This is a genomic window from Streptomyces sp. NPDC054757, from assembly GCF_053612185.1.
This window is the reverse complement of record NZ_JBSHBW010000007.1, coordinates 1-25,840: the sequence shown is the minus strand read 5'-3', so window position 1 is coordinate 25,840 and position 25,840 is coordinate 1. Positions and strand designations below refer to the sequence as shown.

Sequence of the window (25,840 nt, the reverse complement as noted above, 5' to 3'; positions counted from 1 at the left end):
ACCTGACGGTTCATCAGTATTGAATGTTCCGGAGCCAGGAGCTACGTTCCGCGACATCACAACCCGACAAGAAGGGGTGGTCGCATGGCCGAAGTCAGCGCCGAGGCTCGGATCGAAGCACCGGCCGAGAAGGTCTGGTCCCAGCTGACCGACTTCAGCGCGTACGGCGAGTGGAACGCGACCCACACCAGCTTCCCCAAGGGCGGCCCGGCCACGCTCGCCGTGGGGTCCACCTACGAGGAGAACATGAAGCTGATGGGCTTCCCGGCGGAGGTGAACTGGACCGTCGACGAGCTGACACCGGAAGCCCTGCTGGTCACCCGCGGGAAGGGACCGATGGGCGTCAGCCTCGCGATGCGCTACTCACTCACCCCGGACGGCGACGCCACGGTGGTCCGCATCGACGGCGAGTTCACGGGAGCCGCCGTGTCCCTGATGGCCGGCAAACTCAAGGACTCGGCGACCGCCGCACTCCAGGAGTCGGTGCGCAGACTCGCGGGCCTGGTGACCTGAGCCAGACCGGCCCCGTACGACCGCGGCGCCCCCACGCGTATCCGTGGGGGCGCCACTCCGGCCGCAGGGATGTCTTCAGTCCTCATCGGCCAGAATCAGATAGAGCTTCTTCCGGGATTCACCGATCACGGCCATGGCCTTCTTGCGCTGCTCCGGGGTACCGGTCCGCCAGACCTGGCCGAACGCCTCCATCAGACCGAACCCGGCCTGCCGGATCTCGTTCACCGTCTCCCAGTCACCGCCCCGCCCGGCCTCCTCCCAGGGCGCATCCGGCCCCTCGTCGGCGGCCGTACGTCCGGGCTCGGTGAGCGTGAACAGCTTTTTGCCGCCCTCGCTCTCGCTGACGATAAGACCCTCGTCCTCCAGCAGCTGAAGGGTCGGATAGACCGAGCCGGGGCTGGGACGCCAGGCCCCGCCGCTGCGCTCGCCGATCTCCTGGATCATCTCGTAGCCGTGCATCGGGCGGTCCTTGAGCAGCGCCAGAATCGACGCACGCACATCACCGCGGCGCGCCCTCCCCCGGGGTCCGCCCCTCCCGCCGCGCCCACCGAACGGCCCGCCGAAGGGCGGCCCGAACGGCCCGAAGGCACCTCGGCGCTCCTCGAAGTCACCACCGCCGTGACGGCCGGGGCCGCCGTGTCCATGTCCGTGTCCAGCTCCATGGGAACGCATCGCGCTCACTTCCTTCCATCGTTGATCTGTCGCGATGCGTCAACGATATATCGGTACTGTTCGTTTGGCAAACACCTGCGCCGTGATGGTGGATGACCTGTGCCAGTGAGCGTTGATCGATTGCCACTGAAGGACGATCGACGGCTACCTGTGTCAGTGAAGGATGACGACTTGCAGATTCGTGTCAGCCAAGGACAACCGTTGGTGGTTCTGTCGTTTCGCACTGGCAGGTCTCGTTAGGATCTCCTGATCATGGACGTGAGGATGGGGAACGAGATGATCGCCATCCCGCCGGGTCAGGTGACGCTGTCGGACCGGCGGACGCAACGCAGCTGGTCGGTCGAGCTTGAGCCCTACCAGCTCGCGGCATTCCCGGTCACGCAGGCGTTGTACGCACAGATCACAGGCCAGCGGCCGAGTACCACTCCTGAGGACCAACTGCCCGTCGAGTGCGTCTCCTGGTGGGACGCGGCGCGGTTCTGCAACGCCCTGTCCCAGTGCGCCGGCCTCACGCCCGCGTACCACTTCCGTGCCGAGGCCGAAGACATCGAATGGGACGTGTCCGCCGACGGGTATCGACTGCCGACCGAAGCCGAGTGGGAGCACGCCTGCCGTGCCGGGACGAGCGGGCCCCGCTACGGGGATCTCGACGAGATCGGCTGGTACCGCGGCAACTCGCAGGAGCGCATCCACGAGGTGGGCGGCAAACGCCCCAACTCGTGGGGGCTTTACGACATGCTCGGCAACGTCTGGGACTGGTGCTGGGACGTCTACGACGCCGAGGTCTACGGCGCCTACCGCGTGCTCCGAGGCGGTGGTTGGTTCGACGAGCACTGGAGTTGCCGGGCCTCCGCGCGGCGCCGCAGCCACCCGACGTTCCAGGTCGACGACGTGGGATTCCGCGTCGCACGCTCCGTCGTGAGCTGATCCACGTCGTGTGCAGCCCGGCCCGCGCTGAGTCGGTCTGGCGATAGCGTGATCCTCATGACGGCTGAAGACGGGGCGCTGACCGGTGGCATGGTGAACGCGGGGGCGGTCTTCCGCCGGGGGGAGTTGGTGGAGCGACCGGCACCGCGCAACGCGCGCGCCCTGCATGCTTATCTCCTTGCGCTGAAGGAGCACGGCTTCGACGCGGCGCCGGCCCCGGTCGGTCTCACCGCGGATGGCCGTGAGCAGCTGACTTTCATCCCTGGCGACGTGGCTCTGCCGCCGTTCCCGGACTGGGCGATGACGAGTTCTGCCCTCGAATCGGTGGGGAGCCTGCTGCGGCGTCTGCATGAGACCAGCGCGGCCGTCGCGGTCGATACCCGTGCCGAGTGGCCGCGGGACCTGGCCGACCCGGAGGGGGGAACGATGTTGTGCCACAACGATGTGTGCCCGGAGAACGTCGTCTTCTGCGAAGGTCGTGCCGCGGCCCTGATCGATTTCGACTCGGCGGCCCCGGGCCGTGCCCTCTGGGACCTCGCCATGACCGCCCGCTATTGGGTGCCCATGCTCGATCCCGGGTCCGCGGCCGCTCACTATCCCCCCGGGTTGGATGCGGCCGCACGGTTGCGGATTCTTGCCGACGGCTACGGCCTCTCGGCGGGGGACCGCGCCGAATTGCCCGGCGTCATCGAGCAGGCCACGGAGGTCTGCCGGGCATTCGTCGCCCGCCGCGTGGCCGACGGAGACCTCGTCTATCTCAGGGCGTTGGCCGAGCGTGGGGGATGGGAACGCTGGGACCGCATGCAGACCTGGCTGGTGGACCACCGTCAGACGTTCACAGCTGCCCTGCTGAACTGACCGGACTGGACGTTCGAGGACAGACTCACAAGAACATCGCCTTGCATTGGCGGTATGCCTTCTGACGGCAACGCTGGGAGCATGTCCGGCGCTGTGACCTGCTGTGTCCTTCGGGCAGGGGGCCCGAACAGACTGTGCAGGGTGACGATTCCAGGGACTCGTTGCGGGTCTGGGCGAGGGCGGCAGACCTCGCCCAGACCGTGGTGGGTGAAGCTGCGGGTCCGGGCGGTGGGTTGGGGTTCGGGGACGCTGGGACTGTCTGTCGAGTGCGGGGTTCTTCGGATGGATGGGTGCGCCAGCGGCGGGCTTTTTGCCGACATCGGGCTGAGCATGTGCGGCGTCGTGACTGTCCAGGGCCGGGAGGAAGTGGTTCCCCGCAGAATTCGCAGGTCCGGGCGGATGTCCGTGCGGCGGCCCGGGGTTGGGGTGGTGTGCGAACCGGGGGACGCGGTGGTGTTGTTCTCCAGCGGTAGGCGGACTGGCGGCAGCGTTGCGAGCACGTGCGTCGTCGGCTCTTCGTGGTGCTCGGTGTCAGCGGGCCTTCGCAGATCGGGCAGGCCTGCGGTGAGTCGCCCTCCGGGTTCGAGGGCATCTCAGCGGTCTGGTGGTGGCGTTGCTGTCGTTCGAGGTAAGCGGTCCGCCGACAGGCCGATGAGCAGAGTGGGCGGCGCTGTCCGATCTGCATCCTCATCAGTTTTCCGCATATCCGGCGGGGTTCGATCACCCAGCTCGGTCTGTCCTACGAACTGCTGGACCGGGCCCGGCACCCCACCGCCGGCGACCGCAAACCGGTCATCTACATCACCGTCCCGCCCGCCGCGACACCCCGCATGATCGCGGCCGAGTTCGCCCGTTTCCTCGGGCTGCCGGTGATGGCCCGCATGAACATCACCGACCTCATCGAGTCCGTCGTCGGAGTCTGCACCGACGCCCGCACCGGCATGATCCTGGTCAACGAACTCCACAACATCTCGCTCACCACCCGGCATGGCGCCGAAGTCGCCGACGCTCTCAAGTACTTCTCCGAGCGGATCCCCGCGACATTCATCGACGCGGGCATCGACATCAGGCACGGCAGCCTGCTGACCGGAACCCGTGGAGCCCAGATCGCGGGCCGTTTCACGCTGATCCCCACCCGTCCCCTCCCTGACAACAGTGAGTGGCGGGGTCTGGTCGCCACCATGGAGAAGACTCTCGCCCTGCGGCGGCACCGGCCCAGCACCCTGGCGAGACTGGACCGCTACCTGCACGACCGCACCGGCGGCATGATCGGCGCCCTCTCCCACCAGATCCGCGGAGCCGCGATCGACGCGATCTTCAACGGCACCGAGAAGATCACCACAGCCGGGCTGAAGGCCGTCCCACTGGACGTCGCCGCCGAATCGCCTCATTTCCGCGGGCCCAGGTCCTCCCGATGACCCCCGAGAACGTCCGCGTCCTGCCCTTCGAGGTCCGGCCCCGGGCCGGTGAGGGCATCCGGTCCTTCGTCGTCCGCCTGGCCCACGCCAGCCATCTTCCGCCCCGCTATCTACGGACCTACCTCTGCGAACCGCCCGAGCATCTCGGTCTTCCCAACTGGACACGGCTGGCCGCCGCGACCGGCCGCCAGAAGGCATACCGGCAGCGGAAGGCGCAGTTGGCCTCCGCCTAGGCTGGCACGGTGACTGATGAGCAGAAGCGGGTGCAGCCGTCGGGAGTGTGGGCCACGGCGGTGGGGGTGGCCCGCGTGCGAGCGCTGGAGACCGAGCGGGAGAACGCGCTGTTCCGCGACCCACTGGCACAAGCTTTCGCAACCGCCGGCGGCCTATGGCCCTCCTCGCCGCCACTGCCCGATGACGAGGCCGCGCGCCGCCGCCGACTGGCCGTGTCGTTCTCCATCGTCATCAGGACGAAGTTCCTCGACGACCTGTTGCGGCAGTCCTCCGCGGCTGGGGTCCGGCAGGTCGTGCTGCTCGGCGCCGGCATGGACAGCCGGGCTTTCCGGATCAACTGGCCGGAGGGCACCCGGCTGTTCGAGGTCGACACCGCCGCGCCACTGGACTTCAAGGCTTCGGTGCTGCGCCAGGAACGGGCCTTCGCACGCTGCGAGCGGATCACCGTAGCGGTGGATCTGCGTGAGGACTGGCCAGCCGCGCTGGCCGCCGCAGGGCACCACCCGGCGGTGCCGACCATGTGGATCGCCGAGGGACTGCTGATCTATCTCCCCGAAGACGCGGTAGAACTGCTGCTGGCCCGGATCAGCGCGCAGTCGGCGGCAGGCAGTCGGATGGGGCTGACGTTGGGCTCGCGCGGCGTGATCGAGCGCTTCGGCGCGGATGCCGTGCCGGGATCGGCGGCGTCCATGTGGGTCTCGGAGATGCCCGACGACCCGGTGGGCTGGCTGGCCGGGCACGGCTGGGAGGCCGACAGCCACACCCTGCGCGAGCGCGCTGCCGCCTACGGCCGCCCGATCAGTACCCCGCCACAGCGCGAGGAACGGCCCGGCGGACTGATTTCGGCGGTCCGCCGGTAAAGCGCTCCAGGCGGTCAAGCTTCAGTGGCAATCGGTCAAAGTGCACTGTCACAGGACACTGCTGATGACCCGTTTCAGTAGGTGTTGATCGATCGTCTCGTGCCTGGGCCATCGGGTCGGGTGGTACTTCGGCAGCCAGGACGTCGACTCCCGGACATTCGCCTACGCGGGGACCGCTGACGAGGCGCTGAAACAGCTCGATGAGATGTACGGGAGATGGAACGCGGGGGTCCGCGAGCTCTCGGACGTCGAACTGGACAATCCGCCCACGGTGGGCCCTGAGCGGTATCCCATGGAGAACAGGGTCCTGCACGTCAACAGGGAGCTGATCCATCACGGCGCCGAGATTTCCCTGCTGCGCGACCTCTACCGCCGGCAGGACGGAGCCGCACCGCACCGGACATGACTCTCGGTAACCGGCGATCGAGCTCCGGAAACCATGTGGACTCCGTGACGCTCCATGGTTGCTGCCGCCATGCGTCGCTGTTGCCGATCGAGGTAGGCGGCTCGTCGGCAGGCCGACGAGCCGGGAGGACGCCACTGCCCGATACACATCCGCATGATCTTCCTGCCGATCCGGCAGCGTTCCCGGCGCCACTGGCCGGCGGAGTAGCGCTTGCGGTTTCTCTTCTGTTAGCAGGTCCTCGAACAGGTCAGTGGTGGAGCACCTACCGTCTGTCCTATGCGCATTCGAATCGTCGACGCCTTCACCGACCGCCCCTTCGCCGGCAACCCGGCCGGGGTGCTGCTCCTCGACTCCTTCCCGGACGACGACTGGCTCCAGAACGTCGCCGCCGAGATGAACCTCTCCGAGACCGCCTTCGCCCACCCGCTGCCCGGTGGCGGGGCCGACTGGGCGCTGCGCTGGTTCACCCCGGTCACCGAGGTCGACATGTGCGGCCATGCCACCCTGGCGACCGCCCACGTCCTGCACAGCACCGGCGCCGCGAAGGGCCCCCTCCGTTTCACCGCACGATGCGGGCCGCTCACCGCGACGGCCCGCGAGGACGGCGCGATCACCCTCGACTTCCCCACATCCCCGCTCACCGCCGAAGCCGTTCCGCCCGGCCTCCGCGAAGCGCTGGGCGCACCGGTCGCCGGGGTGTGGGACACCGCGTCGCACATCGGGGACCTGCTCGTCGAGGTCGCCGACGAGCGGACGGTCCGCTCCCTTGCACCGGACTTCTCCGCGCTGGAGACCCACTCGCGTCGAGGCATCATCGCGACCGCGGTCGCGGACACCACGTCATCCGGTTACGACTATGTGTCACGCTGCTTCTTCCCCGGCGTCGGCATCGACGAGGACCCGGTGACCGGCAGCGCCCACACCGCACTGGCCCCGTTCTGGTCCGCCCGGCTGGGCCGCGACGAGCTGACGGGCCTCCAGGCGTCGGCCCGCACCGGTCTCGTACGTACGTCACTGCGCGGCGACCGGACCCTGCTCACCGGCAGCGCGGTCACCGTCGTCGACGGCGAGCTGCACGTCTGAGGGCCCACGGGGGGGGAGGCCGAAGCGGCGATCAGCGCGGAGAGCGACGCCCCGGCAACGCCGGAGGGGACGTACGGACACACTCGTACGTCCCCCACTCGGCAGCCGTCACACCCCAGCCCCAGCGGCCCGCCCTCACCCGGTGGGCAGCCACCCCACCTTGCCGGCGAGCAGTGCGTAACCGACGAACGCCCCGATGTCGAGCAGCGAGTGCGCGACGACCAGGGGCCCGACCCGCCCCCAGCGCCGGTAGAGCAGCACGAACACCACACCCATCGCCACGTTTCCGAGGAACCCGCCGATGCCCTGGTAGAGGTGGTACGAGCCGCGCAGCACCGCGCTCGCGGCGAGGGCGGCGAGCGGGGCCCACCCGAACTGCCCCAGTCGGCGCAGCAGATAGCCGACGACGATGACTTCCTCCAGTACGGCGTTCTGCACCGCGGAGAGGATCAGCACCGGGATCTTCCACCACACGTCGGGCAGCGACTCCGGCACCACCGTCAGATTGAAGCCGGTGGCCCGCGCGCCCAGGTAGAAGGCGAGCCCGACACTGCCGATGCCCGCCGCGATGAGCACTCCGCGGCCGAGATCACCCCGGAGCCGCGTGCGGTCGAAGCCGATAGCCCGCAGGCCCGACCCTTCCCGCAGCAGCAGATGGACCACCAGCGCGACCGGCACCAGGGCCGTCGCGATCCCGAAGAGCTGCCAGGCGAGGTCCAGCCACGGCCGGCCCGGCGCGTAGGAGCTGTTGAGATTGGCGGCCTGGTGCTTGAGGCCTCCTGGTTTCGTGAGCGCCCCGACAAAGCTGATCAGCGCCGAAACGCCGCTCGCGCCGAGCGAGAGTGCCAGTACCAGCACCGTCTCGGACCGCAGAAACCGCTGCGACACCCCCTCTGTGGGAACAAACTCAGCCACGCGCTCGCCCTCCGCCTGCACACCTGCCTCCAGTCGGCCATCGCGCCTCGTCCCCGCACCGTGCCACCAGGGTCTCGAATGGCGGTACGAAGATCATGCACGACAGGCCGGGGGAGGGCTCCGATTCGATGGCACTCTCCCCCGTCTCCCGCCGCACGCTCCTTGTGCACGGCTCACGGTCCACGCTTCAGAGGAGGAGCACCACCGCAGACATCACAGCTTGCCCGATGGTCCCGGGACACCGGCAACCAGGCCCGGCCACCACGTCACAGGCCGCGGCCCGCCACCGTCGCCGGTATGCCCTCCGGCCAGGCGTGCACCGGCTCGCCGGCCGCCATCAGCTCGGCGTACCGCCGGGTCGTCAGCGCCAGCGCCTCGCGCCGCCCGAGCCCGGTCTCCAGCGCCCGGTGGAAGGTGTCCACCTGCCAGGAGGCACCGTTCGTCCGGCGCCTGCACCGCTCCTCGATGACGCCCAGAAAGTGGTCGCGGTCCGCGGCCTCGACCCCCCACGCGTCGAGACCCGCGGCGGCCAGCGGCAGCAGCTCCTCCCTGACGAGCCGTACCGCGGGCACCGAGACGACGCCGCCGGAGCGCCCGGCGGCCGGCCACTCAAGCCGGGCCTCGATCCCGTACCGGCAGCCCGCATCGAAGTTGCGTGCCGCGGCCTCGAAGGGCAGCCGCTTCCACACCGGGCGCGCCTCGTCGGCGAGCGCCCGCACCAGCCCGTAGTAGAAGGCCGCGTTGGCCAGCACATCCGTGACGGTCGGCCCGGCGGGCAGCACCCGGTTCTCGACCCGCAGATGCGGTACGCCGTCGGTCACGTCGTAGACCGGACGGTTCCAGCGGTAGACGGTCCCGTTGTGCAGGACGAGCTCCTGAAGCCCCGGCGCCCCGCCGTCGTCGAAGACCCGCTGCGGGTCCTCGTCGTCGCAGCGCGGCAGCAGCGGCGGAAAGTACCGGAGGTTCTCCTCGAAGAGGTCGTACGCCGAGCCGATCCAGCGCTCGCCGAACCAGGTGCGCGGCCGCACCCCCTGCGCTCTGAGTTCGGGCGGGCGCACATCGGTGGCCTGGAGGAAGAGCGGCGGCCGGGACTCCCGCCACAGCTCCTTGCCGAACAGGAAGGGCGAGTTGGCGCCGATCGCGACCTGCGCGCCGGCGACGGCCTGCGCCGCGTTCCACACATCGGCGAACCGCGCCGGGGTGACCTGGAGGTGCAACTGCACCGACGTACAGGCCGCTTCGGGCACGATCGAGGAAGAGGTGCAGGCCAGGTGTTCCACGCCGGTGATGTCGAGGTCGAAGTCCTCCCCGCGGGCCGCGCGCATCTGCTCGTTGAGCAGGGTGTAGCGGTCGGCCGACGAGAGGTTCGCCCCGACGAGATCCTCCGGACCGAGCGTCGGCAGGATTCCGGTCATCACGATCCCGGCGTCGACTTCGGCCGCTTTCCGGTGGGCGTATGCGAGACCGGTCCGGAGCTCCTCGGCCAGCTGGTCGAAGACACGGCCTCCCAACCGGTGCGGAACAATGTTCACTTCGAGATTGAACATCCCGAGTTCCATCTGGAAATCACGGCTGGCTATCCGTTCGAGGACCTCCGCATTCATCATCCTGGGCAGGCCGTCGGCGCCCGCGAGATTGAGTTCGATCTCCATCCCCATGAGATTCCTGGGGCGGTCGAACCTCTTCTCCTCCAGCAGTCGCTCCAGCACCTCAAGACACTGCTGAAGCTTTCTCCGGTACCGCTGCCGCCCCGACGGATCGAACCCGTCCGCCTCCAGCTTCTCGCCCATGGATGCACCCCTCCATACGTGTACGGCCGCTGCGGCCGCCCGGGTCCGGTCGACAATGCCCACACCCTGCCCACACCTCGTGATCCGTAACTCCCTCAATCCGGGTCGCGAGCGAGTAGGGTGACCAGAAATTGACGTATGGCACATTCACCAGGCATGAAGCCTGGAGCAGTTTCCCGCCCCGTGCAGCATGTGAAGCCTGTGAAGATCTGTGAACGCGGTGAAAACGACCGATCATTTTCGGCCGACCGTTCATACGGTGAACCGCAAGGCCACAGGGATACAGCTACGTTAAATCAGGATATTCTCCGCAAAAGAAAGACCGAATACCGACTTGTTTGCAATATCGGCATCGGCTAGCTGAAACCCTGTGTGAACACATGTCGTATAAACTCCGCAAACGAGGCGGAGAGTTGGCGCCCCGGCCCCCGGAGAGTGCGATACCCCTCCATGCCCCACGGCCCCCCTCCGCCCCTGCCTGCTGACAGTGCCGTCCGCACCGCCCACGCATCAACGTGTCTCCGAAGTGAGAGGCGACCTCATCATGCCGCTGTATGTCCCTCCGGCCCCCGCGCCGGCCCTGCGCAGCGTCCTCGCGGCACTCGGCTCCCCCACTGCCGTACGCGAGGCCCGGACCCCTGCTCTCCGATCGGCCGCGGGGCCGCTGACCCCCGAACTCCCCCTACCCGTCCATGTCCTGGACCAGATCATGCCGAGCGGCGGCACCCCGCGCACCCGGCTCACCGGCTGGCGTTTCCTGATCCGCAGCGGCGATCGCGCCGTGGCCGCGGCGGACACCAAGCTCACCGCCGACGGCTGGACCTTCTCGCACTTCTTCGAGGGCCCGTACGCCACCGCCACCGGCACCGCCCTGCGCCAGGCCGAAGCACTGGACACCCCGTTCCAGCCGAGGCTGCTGTCCGTGCCCGAGCTCTACATGCTGACGCTGTGGCTGCACGGTGACACCGGTGCCGACGCCTCGGTCTCCGGCACGATGCCGGCCCCCACCGATCTGCTGGTGCCTCTCGCACCGGCGCCGCCCGGCATCGCCGCACACCGCCCGCACCGGGTGTCGGAACTGCTGCCGGTGATGACGATGCGGCTGGCTCCCCCACTGCTCGGCTCGCCGGCCTGACGGCCCCGCACCACCCCCGCGCGCCCCGCGACCCCCTGGGTCGTGGGGCGCGGCGCGCTCCGTGCCCATCCGGACTAGCCCGGTCGGGCCACCTCCGAACCACCCGAAGAGGCAGTCAAGTTGAGCTGAACCGCCCGCACGGGTGATGCGTCCTTATGCTGGAGCACGTGCTGCCGTGAAATCCCTGCGGAACGACATCCGTGGGGCAACACTGGGATCACCGAACTGACAGACGGGGGGCGGCCATGAAACCCGCATCGAGCCGCAGGACACTCACCACAACGCAGCGAAAGAACGCATCCATGTGCCAGCACCAGCCAACCTGCCCGTCAGCCGCCTCCGCCGACCGGGAGGCCGCGCTCCTCGTGGCGCACCACCCGGAGCAGGGATGGAGTCTGCTGTGCAACGGCGTACTCGTCTTCGAGGACACCGGTGAACTGCTGCCCGACGGCCGGATCATCGCGCCGCACCGCCCCCTGGGTTCGGGACTGGCGACCGCTGCCTGATCCCTGCCCCGCAGGAAGAACGGAACAGCGAGAACGCAACAGCCGGCGACAGAGCAGAGCCGGTGACGCGACGAAGGGCCGGCCCGGGTGTTTCCCGAACCGGCCCTGCCGTATGTCCGCTGCCCGTCGGCAGCCGTACGTCCGTCAGTTGTCGTACGCCGTCAGTTGTCGTACGCGTCCAGCGGCGGGCAGGAGCAGACGAGGTTGCGGTCGCCGAAGGCGCCGTCGATACGGCGCACCGGCGGCCAGTACTTGTCGGCGGGCGAGACACCGGCCGGGAAGACGGCCTCCTCGCGGGTGTACGCGTGGGACCACTCGCCGCCCAGCGCCGCCGCGGTGTGCGGGGCGTTGCACAGCGGGTTGTCGCCGGCCGGCCACTCCCCGGACGCGATCTTCTCGATCTCGGCGCGGATCGCGATCATCGTGTCGCAGAACCGGTCGAGCTCGGCCAGGTCCTCGCTCTCGGTGGGCTCGATCATCAGCGTTCCGGCCACCGGGAACGACATGGTCGGCGCGTGGAAGCCGTAGTCGATGAGGCGCTTGGCGATGTCGTCCACGCTCACGCCGGTCGCCTTGGACAGCGGCCGAAGATCGACGATGCACTCGTGCGCGACCAGCCCCTTGGGGCCGGTGTACAGCACCGGGAAGTGCGGTTCGAGACGCTTGGCGATGTAGTTCGCGGCCAGCACGGCCACCTGCGTCGCCCGCTTGAGCCCCTCGCCACCCATCAGACGTACGTACGCCCAGGAGATCGGCAGGATCCCGGCCGAGCCCCACGGCGCGGCCGAGACCGGTCCGACGCCCGTCTCGGGACCGGCGGTCGGCTGCAGCGGGTGGTTGGGGAGGTACGGCGCGAGGTGGGCCCGTACACCGACGGGGCCGACACCGGGGCCGCCGCCGCCGTGCGGGATGCAGAAGGTCTTGTGCAGATTGAGGTGCGAGACGTCCGAGCCGAACTTGCCGGGCTTGGCGAGTCCGACCAGCGCGTTCAGGTTGGCGCCGTCGACGTACACCTGCCCGCCCGCTTCGTGCACCGCGGCGCAGATGTCGGTGATGTGCTCCTCGAAGACTCCGTGGGTCGACGGATAGGTGACCATCAGCACGGACAGCTCGTCGCGGTACTGCTCGATCTTGGCGTTCAGGTCGTCGACGTCGACGTCACCGTCCTCGCGGGTCTTCACGACCACGACCTTCATCCCGGCCATCACCGCACTTGCGGCGTTGGTGCCGTGCGCCGACGACGGGATGAGGCAGACGGTGCGCGCGGTGTCGCCGTTGGCCCGGTGGTAGGCGCGCACGGCCAGCAGACCGGCCAGCTCACCCTGCGACCCGGCGTTGGGCTGGAGGGAGACCTTGTCGTATCCGGTGACCTCGGCGAGCCGCTCCTCCAGCTCCTGAATGAGCGTCAGGTAGCCCTGGGCCTGCTCGACCGGGGCGAAGGGATGCATCGCACCGAACTCGGGCCAGGTGACCGGCTCCATCTCGGTGGTGGCGTTGAGCTTCATCGTGCAGGAGCCGAGCGGGATCATCCCCCGGTCCAGCGCGTAGTCACGGTCGGCCAGCTTGCGCAGGTAGCGCAGCATCGCCGTCTCGGAACGGTGCTGGTGGAAGACCGGGTGGGTGAGGACGGCGTCCTCGCGCAGCAGCCCCGAGGGCAGCGCGTCGGCGGTGCGCCCGTCGAGCGCGTCGATGTCGCCCTCGGCGCCGAAGGCGGCCCAGACGGCGGCCAGCTGGGTACGCGTGGTGGTCTCGTCGCAGGCGATGGAGACCAGGTCCGCGTCGACCTGGTGGAGGTTGACCCCGCCCTCCCGGGCGGCGGCGACGACCTCGGCGGCCCGGCCCCCGGTCCGTACGGTGAGGGTGTCGAAGAAGTCGCCGTGCACGACGTCGGCCCCTGCGGCGCGCAGTCCCTCCGCGAGGACGGCGGCGTACCGGTGGGTGCGCCGGGCGATGTCCCGCAGGCCGTCGGGGCCGTGGTAGACGGCGTACATCCCGGCCATCACGGCGAGGAGCACCTGTGCGGTGCAGATGTTGCTGGTGGCCTTCTCGCGGCGGATGTGCTGCTCACGGGTCTGCAGGGCCAGCCGGTACGCCTTGTTGCCGTCGGCGTCGACGGAGACCCCGACGAGCCGGCCCGGCAGGCTGCGCGCGAACTTCTCGCGTACGGCCATGAACCCGGCGTGCGGCCCGCCGAAGCCCATCGGGACGCCGAACCGCTGCGTCGTGCCGACCGCGATGTCGGCGCCCAGCTCACCGGGCGAGGTGAGCAGCGTCAGCGCCAGCAGATCGGCGGCGACGGTGACGACCGCGCCCAGCTCGTGGGCGCGCTCGATGAGGGGGGCGATGTCCCGGACCCGGCCGGAGGCGCCGGGGTACTGGAGCAGGACGCCGAAGACACCGCGCTCGGCCACATCGGCCGGGATGCCGTCCGCGAGGTCGGCGACGACGACCTCGACACCGGCCGGCTCGGCGCGCGTGCGGATCACCGCGACGGTCTGCGGAAGGGCGTCGGCGTCGACCAGGAAGACACCGTTCTTGACCTTGCCGACCCGGCGCGCGAGGGACATCGCCTCGGCCGCCGCGGTGCCCTCGTCGAGGAGCGAGGCGCCCGAGGTGGGCAGACCGGTCAGATCGGCCACCACGGTCTGGAAGTTCAGCAGCGCCTCCAGACGTCCCTGGGAGATCTCCGGCTGGTAGGGCGTGTACGCCGTGTACCAGGCGGGGTTCTCCATGACGTTGCGCAGGATGACCGGCGGGGTGAACGTGCCGTAGTAGCCGAGCCCGATCATCGGGGCGAGGACCTGGTTGCGGTCGGCGAGCGCGCGCAGTTCGCCGAGGACCTCGGCCTCGGTGCGGGCGTCCGGGAGGTTCAGCGCGTCGGTGGTCCTGATGACCTCGGGGACGGCGGCCGATGTGAGCTCGGCGAGCGATCCGTAACCGACGTGGGCGAGCATCTTGGCCTGGGCCCCCGCGTCGGGCCCGATGTGGCGCTGCTCGAAGGGGGTGCCACGCTCCAGCTGGGAGAGCGGAGTGCGAGGGGAAGTCATGGCGGAGGCCTCCTGGTCGTTACGACCTGCGAGGGGTACCACGGCACGGGTACCCGGACGGCCTCCCCCTCTGTCATCTCAACCTGAGAGTTTCACCGGCCCGCCTTTCGACGTGCCCGCTTTCACCGTCGGTGAGGTAGGGATCCGGACGTGCCCGCCCGACGCCCGCCCTGCTTTCCAGAGTGACCTCGTCCGCGCGGTACGTGTGCCTGAGAGATTCCGGGGAGGAGTTGCTCCTTCGGCGCCCCCGGACGATGTGTCCGAAGGGCTCTCCCGCGCGGGGTCAGCAGCCACTGGCCAGCGTACCAGCGAGCCGCTTCGCACGGTGTTCGAGTGGCCGATACCCCGGATCTGGACTTCTCTGAGGGGAAGACCTTCGCAGGGGGCGGGAGACAGCGTGTTCCGTCGCGATCAGTTGGAGGAACCGTGCAGACCGACATAGATCCGCGCAGCCTGATCGGCCGCAAGGCATTCGACCGCAACGGCCTCAAGATAGGCACGGTCGACGAGGTCTACCTCGACGACGCCACCGGAGTCCCCGAGTGGGCCGCGGTACGCACCGGGCTGTTCAGCCGGGATGCCTTCGTCCCGCTGAAACCGAGCGAGCTGGTCAGCGAGACCCTGCGGGTGCCCTTCGACCGGACCCTGATCAAGGAAGCGCCGGACTTCGGTGTCGGCCGCCACCTCTCACCGGAACAGGAACTCCAGCTCTACCACCACTACGGGCTCGGTATTTCGGCCCCCACACCGCCCCCGCCCGACCGCGACTTCGGCCGGCTCGCGGGCGAGGAGGAACGCGCCTGACCCGCTTCCCCGGACGCGGCGCCCGACCGACCCGGCGCGGCTCCCGACCTCGCGCCGTCTTCCCCGGCCCAGGACCCCGGCCGACCCGTCGCCGCCCCGGACCCCGCGCCATCTTCCCCGGCCCTGAACCCCGGCCCGTCCGGGGCCGCCCCGGTCCCCGCGCCGTCATCCCCGGATCCAGACCCCGGCCGGCCCAGCGCGGCCCCGGATTCTGCCCTGTCTTCCTCCGACCTGGCGCCGGACGCTGGCCCTGTCCCGCCCGCCCCGAGCCCTGACGTGCCCGGGGCCACCCCTCCAGCCTCCCCGCCGCCGACCGGTCCCGGGGCATCCGGCCCGGCCTGGGCTTCCGGGCCAGTCGGAGCGGTCGGAGTGTCAGGGGCGGCCGGGCGGACCTGCCCGGCCCGCACGGCCGCACCGGCCCCGCCCGGCGCGGCCACCGCGGTCCGGACCAGCGGCAGCGGGTCCGACGGCTGGAGCGCGGGATCGTCGACCCCGAAGGTCCGCACCCGGCCGGGCGCGGTCGCGTACGGATCCTCGAACCGCACCGTCACCCGGCCGACGCCACTGCCCTGCACCCACCCCACGCCGTACACCTCGTGGCGCACATCGTGGCCGGCGAGCCAGCGGCGCCCGGTGCCAGGCAGCGGCGGTGGTTCCTCGACCGGAGGCGGGCCCGGCGCCTCCGGTCCCGCCTCCGGGGCCGCGGACGGGCCGGGCGCCGCCTCGTACGCCCCGGCCCCCCGCACCGCCGCCCGCTCCGTGGCCGCCTGCGCGAAGAGGTCCTCCTGGGTGAAGTCCGCGAGGCCGGTGACGCCCACTCCCAGCAGCCGCACCCCGCCTGTGGTGTCCACGGACTCCAGCAGCCGGCCCGCGGCCTCCCGCACCACCTCCGGGTCGTCGGTGGGCCCCCTGAGTGTCTCGGAGCGGGTCAGCGTCGAGAAGTCGTACCGCCGGACCTTCAGCACCACCGTCCGCCCGGACCGCCCGGCAGCCCGCAGCCGATCGACGCACCGGCCGGCCAGCCGCACCACCTCTCCGCGCACCCGCGCCCGGTCGTGCAGGTCCACGTCGAAGGTGTCCTCGACCGAGACCGACTTGGCATCCCGCTCGGACACCACGGGCCGCTCGTCGTGGCCCAGCGCCATCCGGTACAGGGAGGCGCCGTGCGCCCTGCCCAGCAGCCGTACGAGCTCGTCCTCACCGGCCTCGGCCAGATGGGACACGGTGGTCATCCCGGCCCTGCGCAGATGCTCACCGGTCGCGGGGCCGACCCCCGGCAGAATCCGTACGGAGAGGGGGGCAAGCAGTTCCCGCTCGGTACCCGGTGCTATCAGGACCAGGCCGTCCGGCTTGGCCCGCTCCGAGCCGATCTTCGCCAGCATCTTGGAGCCCGCGAGCCCCACCGAACCGCTGAGCCCGGTGACCGCCAGGATGTCCCTGCGCAGCCGCTCACCGGCGCGGCGGGCCGACCGCGGGCCGTCGGCCACCCCGCCCGCCTCCAGGTCCACGAAGGCCTCGTCCAGGCTCAGCGGCTCGACCAGCGGCGAAAGCCGCCCGAGCAGCTCCATGACCTGGCCGCTCACCTCCCGGTAGAGCGAGAAACGCGGCACCAGATAAGCCGCGTTCGGGCAGAGCCGCCGGGCCTGGGCCATCGGCATCGCCGAATGCACCCCGAACCGCCGCGCCTCGTAGGAGGCCGTCGACACGACCCCGCGCGGCCCGAGCCCGCCGACCACCACCGGCTTTCCGCGCAGGCTCGGCTTCGCCGCCTGTTCCGCGGCGGCGAAGAAGGCATCCATGTCCAGATGCAGAATGGTGGGCGCGGCTCTCACACCACCGATGCTGCCTCACGGCACTGACAATCGGGCCCCGCGGCGCGGAAACCCCTTCGGCGGAGCCTCTTCAGACGGCGCGGTTGCGGCGACGGGCCAGCTCGTCGGCCGGGTTGTGGCCGATCAGGGTCTCGCCGGTGTCGATCCGCTCCCCGTGCAGCTGCGAGAGGGCGCTCTCCACGTCCCGCCACACCACCCCGACGGCGATCCCGAAGACCCCCTGGCCGCCCTGCAGGAGCCCGACCACCTCGTCGGGCGATGTGCACTCGTACACCGTCGCCCCGTCGCTCATCAGCGTCATACGGTCGAGGTCGCGGGCCCCGCGGTCCTTGAGGTGGTGGACCGCGGTACGGATGTTCTGGAGCGCCACACCGGTGTCCAGGAACCGCTTCACGATCTTGAGGACGACCACGTCCCGGAAGCTGTAGAGACGCTGGCTGCCCGATCCCTGGGCGGGACGCACGCTCGGCTCCACCAGTCCCGTACGGGCCCAGTAGTCGAGCTGCCGGTAGGTGATACCCGCCGCCGCGCAGGCGGTCGGCCCCCGGTAGCCGACGGTGTCGGTCGTCGTTTCGGCCGCTGGGCCGTGAAGCGGATACGGCACCCCGTCCCCCGGACCCAGTCCGGGGAGTTCCCCTGCCCTATCTTCGCCGGTGCTTCTCACGCCGACCCTCCGTCCTTGAACTGCCCACTCGAAGGTAGGCAGTCACCTGGGGTGCGTCAACGATCGCCACACTCGGCACGCCGAGTGATAATCACCCTGAGAGTGGTTTCGCGTACCTCTCTTCGGGGAACGGCTTGCCGGATGCGCTGACGACCCGAGCGGAGCGTCACTGGCTGTTGGTCCCGAAATCCTCCGGAGAAATCTGGTCGAGGAACTCGCGGAACTTCTCCACCTCGTCCTCCTGCTCGTCGGGGATGGCGATCCCCGCGTCGTCGAGCACCCCGTCGCTGCCGTAGATCGGCGTCCCGGTGCGCAGGGCGAGCGCTATGGCGTCGGACGGCCTCGCACTCACCTCGACCCCGCTCGCGAAGACCAGCTCCGCGAAGAAGACCCCGTCCCGCAGGTCGGTGATGCGGACTTCCGTGAGCTCCTGGCCGACCGCTTCGAGGACATCCTTGAAGAGGTCATGGGTCAGCGGCCTCGCCGGAGCCATGCCCTGCTGGGCGAAGGCGATCGCGGTCGCTTCACCAGGGCCGATCCAGATAGGGAGATACCGGTCGCCTCCCACTTCACGCAGGAGCACGATCGGCTGGTTGGAGGGCATTTCCACCCGGACACCCACAACGTCGAGCTCGTTCACACAGCAACCCTAGGACGTGCCCGGCAGGTTTGGGTAGTCGGGCACCGCCATGATCAGTACAAGCGGACCCGGAGAGAGGTCTGTACGAGGGCCGCGTGCAGCCGCACGGTCAGTGCTGCCAGGTCCTTCGTGGTGGTCTCGGCATCCGCTCTGGTCTGCGGATTGCGGTTCAGCCGAAGGGGGGCCACGACCTGTTCGATGAGCCCCGACTCACGGTCGGCGGCCGCTTTCATGGCACGCAGATGCCGCGGTTCCAGACCGAACCGGCCCAGATCCGCGACGATCCCGGCCACATTCACGGCCTCCGCGTCGTATCCGCCCCCCGGAAGCGGCGCCAGCAGACCGTACGACTCCCACTCCGCGAGCTCGTCCGCACCGACACCGGCGGCCGCGAGCAGCTCGTCCCTGCCCACCCTGGACGCCGTGGGCCCGCCCTCGCCGTCCGCGGCCCCGTTCGCAGGGTCACGGACAGCGCCGGGCGCCGGGAGCTGGATCTGCTCCCCGCGGCCCAGCGCGTCGAGGTGGTCCCTGATGACCTTCAGCGGCAGATAGTGGTCGCGCTGCATCCGCAGGACCTGAGCCAGCCGCTCGACGTCCGCGGTACCGAACTTCCGGTACCCGGACGACGTGCGCTGCGGCTCGACCAGACCCTCGGCCTCCAGAAAACGGATCTTGGAGATCGTGACCTCGGGAAACTCTTCCCTGAGCACGTTCAGAACCGTACCGATACTGACCAGCCGGTCGTCCCCGGCGGCGGTGCCGTCACCGGCACCGCCCGTCGATGATTGCAGCATGGACCTTCCCTGAGGGGTCACACGCCCCGCTGGCTCGCGTAGAAGACCAGCCGGTACTTGCCGATCTGCACCTCGTCGCCGTTGGCGAGCACGACGGCGTCGATGCGCTCCCGGTTGACGTACGTGCCGTTCAGGCTGCCGACGTCCGAGACGGTGAATCCGCCGTCGGCGCCCCTGCGGAACTCCACATGCCGCCTCGACACCGTCACGTCGTCGAGGAAGATGTCGCTCTGCGGATGACGGCCGGCCGTCGTCAGATCACCGTCGAGCAGAAAGCGGCTGCCCGAGTTCGGACCGCGGCGGACCACGAGGAGCGCCGAGCCGGGCGGCAGGGCGTCGACGGCCGCCTGGGCCTCGGGAGAGAGCGAGGGCGAAGCGGTCTGCCCCGTCACCTCCGCTTCGTACGCCTCAAGCCCGGAGATGGAGATCGTCGAAGTGGTCTCCGAGGGCCGCTCGGGCACCCCGGCACGCAACGGCGCTCCGCAATTGGAGCAGAACCGACTGTCCTCGGCATTGCGGTGGCCGCACCTCGTACACACCGGCATGGACGCATCCTCCTGCCGCGACTGCCCTGCGTGGGCGCTGGTTGCGTACGGATCGGAGGACAACCCTCGACCCGTACTTGAGGTTGATGCTTCACCAAAACCTATGCGGCCCTCGCCCGCAGGGTCAACAGACGACGCACCCTGATCACCCGAAATGTCGCGACCGGACCGCCCCACCTCGTCGCGGAACAGCGGGCGGTCGCCGCTCTGGTCCTCGCCCTCCACATGACGTGGGGCGCGGTGCCGCGCACTGTCCTCACGTGCGCTCTTGCCGAACAACTTCCCAAACAACTTCACGGGCGATTCCCCTTGACCGAAACAGACCCGCCCGTGGGGCAGGACGAACTCTCAATGAACACACCTGCCGAACCGGACATCCTTACAACGTCCGTATCCCCCAGACAGTTTCCACCACGCACCCCGCTATCGGTGCGCCGACCCCCCGCAACCCCGTGCCCTTGTCCCGCTACCCTCGCGCGCCCCCGCCTCACGGCGTGGAGGACCGAGCGTAGTCAGGCCGCTTCGCCGGTCGCAAGGCGTCCACAACGATCTTCTCTTCAGGCGTCACAACGGCTGTGGCCTGCTCCTTCTCAAGAGTCTGCACCACTCCGCCCGGAATATTCAGCGCAGGCTCCAAGTCGGCCGGTTTCCCGATGACCTTGAAGGTGTACGGCGCGCTGATCTTCGTCTTGTCCACCTGGATCCCACCATCCGTGTCGGAGAAGTAGGTGTCCCCCACCACGCGGACCCCGTTGACCTGGATCGCCTCGGCGCCCGCCGCCCGCAGCTCCTGGACCGTGTCGAGCAGCATGTCCGCCTGGACCGTCTTGTGCGGGTCGTTGACGAGCAGGGTGATACCCGGGCCCTGGGCTGCCACCGTGCCCGCCAGGATGCCCAGCTGACGCGCCTTCTCGTTCGTCTGCTTACGCGCCTCCTCGGCCTGGTCCGAGCTGCTCTCCAACTCGGTTCGCTGGCTCTGCAGACGCTGCTTCTCGTCCTCCAGGCGCTGGGTGCGGTTGTCGAGCTCGTCCAGGATCCGGACGAGGTCCTCCTGGCGTGCGCCGCGCAACGGGCTGTTGTCGCTGTTGGAGCGGACCTGGATGGCCAGCCCGAGCCCCAGTACGAACAGCAGGAGGGCGACGACGAGTTGGGCCCTGGTCACCCGCGGCGGCCAGAGAGCGGCGATCAGCCGCTGCCGTCCCGCCTGCCTCTGCGGCGCCGCAGGCGTCGCCCCCGGGCCGTCCGAGGGCGGGGCCGCCTGGGCGGGCTTCTCGTCGGGCAGCGCCCCGGGGAAGCGTGCGGGCCTGCGGGCGGCGTCGGGCGGTGGGTCCTGCGGGACAGCTGTGCCCTGGTCCTGCGGGCCCTCCGGGCTCTGCCCGTCTTCCGGGCCCCGCGGGCCGGGCGGGTTCCCGTCGTTGCTCATCGGTTCGTCACCCATCGGCCTCACGCCCGGAACACATGCCTGCGAATGGCCGCGGCGTTCGAGAAGATGCGGATGCCGAACACGACGACGACACCGGTGGACAACTGCGCTCCGACACCCAGCTTGTCGCCGAGGAAGACGATCAGCGCGGCCACCACGACATTGGACAGGAAGGACACGACGAAGACCTTGTCCACGAAGATTCCGTCGAGCATCGCCCGCAGACCGCCGAAGACCGCGTCGAGGGCGGCGACGACGGCAATGGGCAGGTAGGGCTCGACCATCGCCGGCACTTCGGGCCGGACCAACAGTCCGACCACGACTCCCACGACGAGGCCCAGTACGGCGATCACGATGTGCCCTTCCCTGAGTCGGCCGCGCTCTGGTCGGTGCCGGCGGCCTTCGGCTTTGCTGTACGTACGATCAGACTCGCGGCCGCAGGAAGGCGCACGTCGGCCTGGTCGGAACTGCTGGTGCGGATCGAGTAGCTGTCCTTGAGGACCTTCAGGTACTGTCCGCCGACGCTGTCGTCGAATGTGCTGAGCAAGTGCTTCCCGTCCCCCACCGCCAGTACCGTGTACGGCGGCACCAGCGGCCTGTTGTCGACCAGTATGGCGTCACCCGCGGCCCGGATCGCCGACAGAGCCGTCAGCCGCTGGCCGTTGATGGCGATCGCCTCGGCGCCGGACTGCCACAGCGCATTGACGAACTGCTGCATGTCGCGGTCCCGTACCCGCCCCGTATCGGAGAACCCGGGACTCTCCCGTGGCCCCCCGCCGTCGCTCTTGGCGCTGTCCTTGGCGTCGTCGATGACCAGCTTCACGCCGGGACCGTGCACCGCTGTCGCGCCGGAGAGCAGCGCCACCAGCCCGCCCTGGTCGCCCCCGTGCTGCTGGAGTGCCTTGCGCTGCTGCTCGCCCACGGCGTCGCGCAGCCCGTCCACCTTCTTCTGCTGGGCGTCGGCGGACGAAGTCTCCGAGTCGATACGGTCGATGAGCTCCTGGCGCTCCTTGGCGACGACCGGCGCCGTCACCCTGGCCTGCGCCGCGCCCACGGTGACCACGACGGCGGCGAGCACCAGACCCGCGGCGAGACCGACCTTGGCCCGCAGGGAGCGCGGCAGGCCCGCCCTGCCCTCGGCCCGCCGCCGGGCAGTCGCCTCGGCGTACCCGTCGTCGAGGCTGTGGTCCATCACGTTGTTCAGCAGCGACATCGACGCATCGGGGCGCGGTGGCGGGGAGGCTGCGCTCCGAACGGGTGGCTGCTTCGGCATGCCGCACATCGTCGCACGCCGCCGCCGCGGCCTCCCAATGGCCCCGGGATGTGCCGGACGGCTCGGGCTCACGCCGTCCGGCACACCGTCACGGCCTCACTGACCGGCACCGTCCACGATCGACGACCACTCGTCGAGCAGCGCCTGCGCGGACGCGTCGTCCGGCCCTTCGGCCCACAGATGAGTGACCGCCTCGGCCGGAGCCGGCAGCACCATCACCCAGCGGCCGTCGGGTTCGACGACCCGCACCCCGTCCGTGGTGTCCACGGAACGGTCGGCAGCCGCCTCCACCACCCGGCGCATGACCAGGCCCTTCACGGCCCAGGGGGTCGCCAGGTCGCGGCGGAGCACATGGGCGCGCGGAATACGGGCGTCGATCTGACTGAGCGTCAACTGGGTACGGGAGACCAGGGCGATGAGACGGACGAACGCCGCGGTGCCGTCGAAGACACTGCTGGACTCGGGGATGATGAAGCCACCGCGCCCGTCGCCGCCGAAGATGGTGGAGTCCTCGCGGCCGACCCGGGTCAGATCGTCGGGCGATGTGGTCGTCCACTCCACCTGGGTGCCGTGGTAGGCGGCGACCTGCTCGGCGATCCTCGTGGTCGTCACCGGCAGCGCGACGCGCCCGCTGCGCCGCTCCGCGGCGATCAGGTCCAGCATCACCAGCAGGGCCCGGTCGTCCTCGATGATGCGTCCGCGCTCGTCCACGAGCGAGAGCCGCTCGCCCACCGGGTCGAACCGCACACCGAAGGAGGCCCGCGCCGAGGCCACGATCTCACCGAGCCTGACGAGACCGGCACGGCGGCTGTCCGCGGTCTCGGTCGGCCGCGACTCGTCGAGGCCCGGGTTGATGACCAGCGAGTCCACACCGAGCCGCCCGAGGAGGCTGGGCAGGACGAGCCCGGCGCTGCCGTTGGACGCGTCGACCACGACCTTGAGCCCGGCTTCCTCGATGCCCGTGGTGTCCACGTTGCGGAGCAGGGCGCCGGTGTACGAGTCGAAGACGCTCGCCGGGAAGTGCAGGTCCCCGATCTCGCCGGGGAAGGCACGGCGGTACTCCTGGCGCGCGTACACCCGGTCCAGCTTGCGCTGCCTCCCCTGCGAGAGGTCCGCGCCGCGCTCGTCGAAGAACATGATGTCCACCGAGTCGGGCACACCGGGCGAGGTCCGGATCATGATGCCGCCGGCGCTGCCGCGCGCGGTCTGCTGCCTGGCCACCGGCAGCGGCGCGTTCTCCAGGTCCCGTACGTCGATGGCGCTGGCCTGGAGAGCGGAGATCACAGCCCGCTTGAGGGCACGCGCACCACGCGAGTGGTCACGCGCGGTGGTGACGGTTGAGCCCTTCTTGAGCGTGGTGGCGTACGCACCCGCCAGCCGTACCGCGAGCTCCGGGGTGATCTCGACATTCAGGATCCCGGAGACGCCGCGCGCACCGAAGAGATGTGCCTGGCCACGGGACTCCCAGATCACCGAGGTGTTGACGAACGCGCCGGCTTCGATGGTCTTGAAGGGATAGACCCGCACATTGCCCTGGATGATGGATTCCTCACCGACGAGGCACTCATCACCGATGACGGCGCCGTCCTCGATGCGGGCGGCCCGCATGATGTCGGTGTTCTTCCCGATCACACAGCCGCGCAGGTTGGACTGCTGACCGATGTACACGTTGTCGTGGATGACGGCCTTGTGCAGGAAAGCACCGGTCTTGACGACCACGTTGGAACCGACGACGGTGTGCTCCCGGATCTCCACGCCCTCTTCCACCTTGGCGTAGTCGCCGATGTAGGTGGGTCCTCGGAGCACGGCGTCAGGATGTACTTCGGCGCCTTCGGACACCCATACGCCGGGAGAGATCTCGAAGCCGTCGATGTCCACATCGACTTTCCCTTCGAGAACGTCGGCCTGGGCCTTCACATAGCTCTCGTGTGTGCCCACGTCCTCCCAGTAGCCCTCGGCGATATAGCCGTAGACTCGCTTCCCGTCCTTCATGAGCTGGGGGAAGACATCACCGGACCAGTCGACTGAAACGTCTGCCTCGACGTAGTCGAAGACCTCGGGTTCCATCACATAGATGCCCGTGTTCACGGTGTCCGAGAAGACCTGGCCCCAGGTCGGCTTCTCAAGGAAGCGCTCGACCTTTCCTTCCTCGTCCACGATGGTGATGCCGAACTCCAGCGGATTCGGTACCCGCGTGAGGCACACCGTGACGAGTGCGCCCTTCTCCTTGTGAAAATTAATGAGATCGGTCAGGTCGAAGTCGGTGAGCGCATCCCCGGAGATCACCAGAAAGGTGTCGTCCTTCAGTGCCTCTTCCGCATTCTTGACGCTTCCCGCAGTGCCGAGCGGCTTCTCCTCGTTCGCGTATGTGAGCTCCATACCGAGCTCTTCACCATCGCCGAAGTAATTCTTGACGAGCGATGCGAGGAACTGCACGGTGACGACCGTTTCACTGAGCCCGTGCCGCTTCAACAGTCGCAGCACATGTTCCATGATCGGCCGGTTGACCACCGGCAGGAGCGGCTTGGGCATACTTGAGGTCATAGGGCGAAGACGTGTGCCTTCGCCACCAGCCATCACGACGGCCTTCATGTCGGAAGCGCCCTCCTTGAGATGTCGACAGTCCAGCCGACTTCACCCGTCCGGTGAGGACACTCGGGCGTCATACGCAATCCGGCCACGCTGCACGGCGCGCATCGACGAGTTCAATCGGCTGCTACATCCGCCTTCACGAGCCGACGGACTTGTACCACGTACAGGATTCCTGCCCACCAGTAGAGCGTTGTACCCCACCCTGCGAACGCCCATCCGAGAATCGACGCCAGGGTGCCCAGCCAGCCGCTACCGTCGCTGAGCAGGAGCAACGGGAACGCGTACATCAAGTTGAAGGTAGCTGCCTTCCCCAGAAAGTTCACCTGGGGCGGCGGATAGCCGTGCCTGCGCAGGATTCCCACCATGACCAGAAGCATCAGCTCACGGGCCAATAGTGCCGCGGTCAACCAAATCGGCAGGATCTCCCGCCAGGTCAGACCGACCAGGGTGGAGAGAATGAAGAGACGGTCTGCGGCAGGGTCGAGCAGCCGTCCCAGGTTGCTGATCTGGTTCCAGCGGCGGGCCAGCTTGCCATCGAGATAATCACTCACCCCGCTCAGCGCGAGCACCAGCAATGCCCAGCCATCGCTCTTGGGCCCGCCGAACTCGGGCCGGAGAATCAGCCACAGGAAAACGGGCACCCCGACCAGGCGGGCCATGCTGAGAATGTTGGGGATGGTGAGTACCCGGTCCGTCTGAACGCGGGTCTCCTGGACCTCCACCCGGGGGCCTCCTGTGAGGAACGTACGAACGATGCCCACTGACCCTACCCTCAGCCGGAGCGGGTCAAGTCACAGGGGTCAGCGGCCGGCTGGAACTGCATGTGGACGCAGAAATGCCTCAGCCCCGGACCATAACGGTCCGGGGCTGAGGCCAAAAATTGTTCGGCGGCGTCCTACTCTCCCACAG

The 25,840-nt window shown here is 69.2% G+C and carries 23 protein-coding genes, 2 pseudogenes and 1 riboswitch; of the genes and pseudogenes, 11 read left to right on the top strand and 14 right to left on the bottom strand.

All coding sequences use genetic code 11. From position 1 onward, the window contains the following. Positions 1–84 precede the first annotated feature (84 nt). Positions 85–513: a type II toxin-antitoxin system Rv0910 family toxin gene (locus ACWGKJ_RS11860; protein ID WP_385031507.1), complete on the top strand. Its 429-nt coding sequence runs from the start codon at positions 85–87 to the stop codon at positions 511–513. Positions 514–588: 75 nt separating this feature from the next. Here ACWGKJ_RS11860 and ACWGKJ_RS11855 read toward each other — a convergent pair whose 3' ends face one another. Beyond that, complete coding sequence (locus tag ACWGKJ_RS11855) at positions 589–1,185, bottom strand: PadR family transcriptional regulator (RefSeq protein ID WP_385031510.1); 597 nt, start codon at positions 1,183–1,185, stop codon at positions 589–591. 252 nt (positions 1,186–1,437) lie between these two features. On the opposite strand from ACWGKJ_RS11855, the gene ACWGKJ_RS11850 reads away from it, so the two are divergent. The 7 genes and pseudogenes from ACWGKJ_RS11850 to ACWGKJ_RS11820 all read left to right on the top strand — a co-directional run bounded on the left by ACWGKJ_RS11850 (position 1,438) and on the right by ACWGKJ_RS11820 (position 6,971). Further along, positions 1,438–2,112: a formylglycine-generating enzyme family protein gene (locus ACWGKJ_RS11850; protein WP_385031513.1), complete on the top strand. Its 675-nt coding sequence runs from the start codon at positions 1,438–1,440 to the stop codon at positions 2,110–2,112. Positions 2,113–2,169: 57 nt separating this feature from the next. Next, positions 2,170–2,970, top strand: a complete 801-nt coding sequence (locus tag ACWGKJ_RS11845) for a phosphotransferase (RefSeq protein ID WP_385031516.1) — start codon at positions 2,170–2,172, stop codon at positions 2,968–2,970. Positions 2,971–3,686: 716 nt separating this feature from the next. Next, positions 3,687–4,388 (top strand): annotated as a pseudogene (locus tag ACWGKJ_RS11840) (TniB family NTP-binding protein); the annotation flags it as partial. Next, entirely contained in the window at positions 4,385–4,621 is a 237-nt protein-coding gene (locus ACWGKJ_RS11835) for a hypothetical protein (protein WP_385031519.1), read from the top strand. The pseudogene ACWGKJ_RS11840 and the gene ACWGKJ_RS11835, both read left to right, overlap by 4 nt. Positions 4,622–4,630: 9 nt before the next feature. After that, the gene (locus ACWGKJ_RS11830) at positions 4,631–5,482 is read left to right on the top strand and encodes a class I SAM-dependent methyltransferase (RefSeq protein WP_385031522.1); all 852 of its coding nucleotides are present in this window, start codon (positions 4,631–4,633) and stop codon (positions 5,480–5,482) included. 91 nt (positions 5,483–5,573) lie between these two features. Continuing rightward, positions 5,574–5,888: pseudogene (locus ACWGKJ_RS11825) on the top strand (DinB family protein); the annotation flags it as partial. Positions 5,889–6,164: 276 nt separating this feature from the next. Continuing rightward, positions 6,165–6,971 carry a PhzF family phenazine biosynthesis protein gene (locus ACWGKJ_RS11820; RefSeq protein ID WP_385031525.1) on the top strand — a complete coding sequence of 269 codons (807 nt, stop codon included), beginning with the start codon at positions 6,165–6,167 and terminating at the stop codon, positions 6,969–6,971. A 135-nt stretch (positions 6,972–7,106) separates the two neighbouring features. On the opposite strand, the gene ACWGKJ_RS11815 is transcribed toward ACWGKJ_RS11820, so the two are convergent. Both ACWGKJ_RS11815 and ACWGKJ_RS11810 read right to left on the bottom strand, forming a co-directional pair. Continuing rightward, positions 7,107–7,886, bottom strand: coding sequence for a CPBP family intramembrane glutamic endopeptidase (locus ACWGKJ_RS11815; RefSeq protein ID WP_385031528.1), 780 nt, complete (start codon positions 7,884–7,886; stop codon positions 7,107–7,109). A gap of 266 nt (positions 7,887–8,152) precedes the next feature. Beyond that, positions 8,153–9,676, bottom strand: a complete 1,524-nt coding sequence (locus tag ACWGKJ_RS11810; protein ID WP_385031531.1) for a glutamate--cysteine ligase — start codon at positions 9,674–9,676, stop codon at positions 8,153–8,155. Positions 9,677–10,220: 544 nt separating this feature from the next. Here ACWGKJ_RS11810 and ACWGKJ_RS11805 point away from each other — a divergent pair. After that, positions 10,221–10,811: a hypothetical protein gene (locus ACWGKJ_RS11805; RefSeq protein WP_385031534.1), complete on the top strand. Its 591-nt coding sequence runs from the start codon at positions 10,221–10,223 to the stop codon at positions 10,809–10,811. Between the two features lie 302 nt (positions 10,812–11,113). Then, the gene (locus tag ACWGKJ_RS11800) at positions 11,114–11,317 is read left to right on the top strand and encodes a DUF5999 family protein (protein WP_385031537.1); all 204 of its coding nucleotides are present in this window, start codon (positions 11,114–11,116) and stop codon (positions 11,315–11,317) included. A 161-nt stretch (positions 11,318–11,478) separates the two neighbouring features. Here ACWGKJ_RS11800 and gcvP read toward each other — a convergent pair whose 3' ends face one another. Continuing rightward, the gene (gene gcvP / locus ACWGKJ_RS11795) at positions 11,479–14,364 is read right to left on the bottom strand and encodes an aminomethyl-transferring glycine dehydrogenase (RefSeq protein WP_385031540.1); all 2,886 of its coding nucleotides are present in this window, start codon (positions 14,362–14,364) and stop codon (positions 11,479–11,481) included. A gap of 187 nt (positions 14,365–14,551) precedes the next feature. Continuing rightward, positions 14,552–14,650: riboswitch (glycine riboswitch) on the bottom strand. A 140-nt stretch (positions 14,651–14,790) separates the two neighbouring features. Between gcvP and ACWGKJ_RS11790 the strand changes: the two genes are divergently transcribed. Beyond that, on the top strand, positions 14,791–15,168 hold the full coding sequence (locus ACWGKJ_RS11790; protein WP_385031543.1) for a PRC-barrel domain-containing protein: 378 nt from the start codon (positions 14,791–14,793) through the stop codon (positions 15,166–15,168). Here the strand turns inward: ACWGKJ_RS11790 and ACWGKJ_RS11785 are convergent. From ACWGKJ_RS11785 to ACWGKJ_RS11740, 10 genes are all read right to left on the bottom strand, one after another. Continuing rightward, positions 15,084–17,000 (bottom strand): DNA polymerase IV, encoded by a 1,917-nt coding sequence (locus ACWGKJ_RS11785; RefSeq protein WP_453315719.1) that lies wholly within the window; start codon positions 16,998–17,000, stop codon positions 15,084–15,086. The two genes, ACWGKJ_RS11790 and ACWGKJ_RS11785, sit on opposite strands and share 85 nt — an antisense overlap. Before the next feature lie 70 nt (positions 17,001–17,070). Beyond that, complete coding sequence (locus ACWGKJ_RS11780) at positions 17,071–17,604, bottom strand: MerR family transcriptional regulator (protein ID WP_385033573.1); 534 nt, start codon at positions 17,602–17,604, stop codon at positions 17,071–17,073. Between the two features lie 226 nt (positions 17,605–17,830). Beyond that, positions 17,831–18,304 carry a bifunctional nuclease family protein gene (locus ACWGKJ_RS11775; protein ID WP_164266948.1) on the bottom strand — a complete coding sequence of 158 codons (474 nt, stop codon included), beginning with the start codon at positions 18,302–18,304 and terminating at the stop codon, positions 17,831–17,833. Positions 18,305–18,357: 53 nt separating this feature from the next. Then, positions 18,358–19,098: a transcriptional regulator FtsR gene (gene ftsR, locus ACWGKJ_RS11770; RefSeq protein WP_453315718.1), complete on the bottom strand. Its 741-nt coding sequence runs from the start codon at positions 19,096–19,098 to the stop codon at positions 18,358–18,360. Between the two features lie 17 nt (positions 19,099–19,115). Next, on the bottom strand, positions 19,116–19,982 hold the full coding sequence (locus ACWGKJ_RS11765; RefSeq protein WP_385033579.1) for an FHA domain-containing protein: 867 nt from the start codon (positions 19,980–19,982) through the stop codon (positions 19,116–19,118). 148 nt (positions 19,983–20,130) lie between these two features. Continuing rightward, a complete protein-coding gene (locus ACWGKJ_RS11760; protein WP_385033566.1) occupies positions 20,131–21,066 on the bottom strand; it encodes a DUF881 domain-containing protein in 936 nt (311 codons plus the stop codon). A 20-nt stretch (positions 21,067–21,086) separates the two neighbouring features. After that, positions 21,087–21,419, bottom strand: a complete 333-nt coding sequence (locus ACWGKJ_RS11755; RefSeq protein WP_164266945.1) for a small basic family protein — start codon at positions 21,417–21,419, stop codon at positions 21,087–21,089. Beyond that, a complete protein-coding gene (locus ACWGKJ_RS11750) occupies positions 21,416–22,339 on the bottom strand; it encodes a DUF881 domain-containing protein (RefSeq protein ID WP_385033561.1) in 924 nt (307 codons plus the stop codon). Before ACWGKJ_RS11750 ends, ACWGKJ_RS11755 begins: the two co-directional genes overlap by 4 nt. 96 nt (positions 22,340–22,435) lie before the next feature. Continuing rightward, positions 22,436–24,931 carry a sugar phosphate nucleotidyltransferase gene (locus ACWGKJ_RS11745; RefSeq protein ID WP_385033558.1) on the bottom strand — a complete coding sequence of 832 codons (2,496 nt, stop codon included), beginning with the start codon at positions 24,929–24,931 and terminating at the stop codon, positions 22,436–22,438. A 113-nt stretch (positions 24,932–25,044) separates the two neighbouring features. Next, positions 25,045–25,653, bottom strand: coding sequence for a CDP-alcohol phosphatidyltransferase family protein (locus ACWGKJ_RS11740; RefSeq protein ID WP_385033555.1), 609 nt, complete (start codon positions 25,651–25,653; stop codon positions 25,045–25,047). Positions 25,654–25,840: the final 187 nt, after the last annotated feature.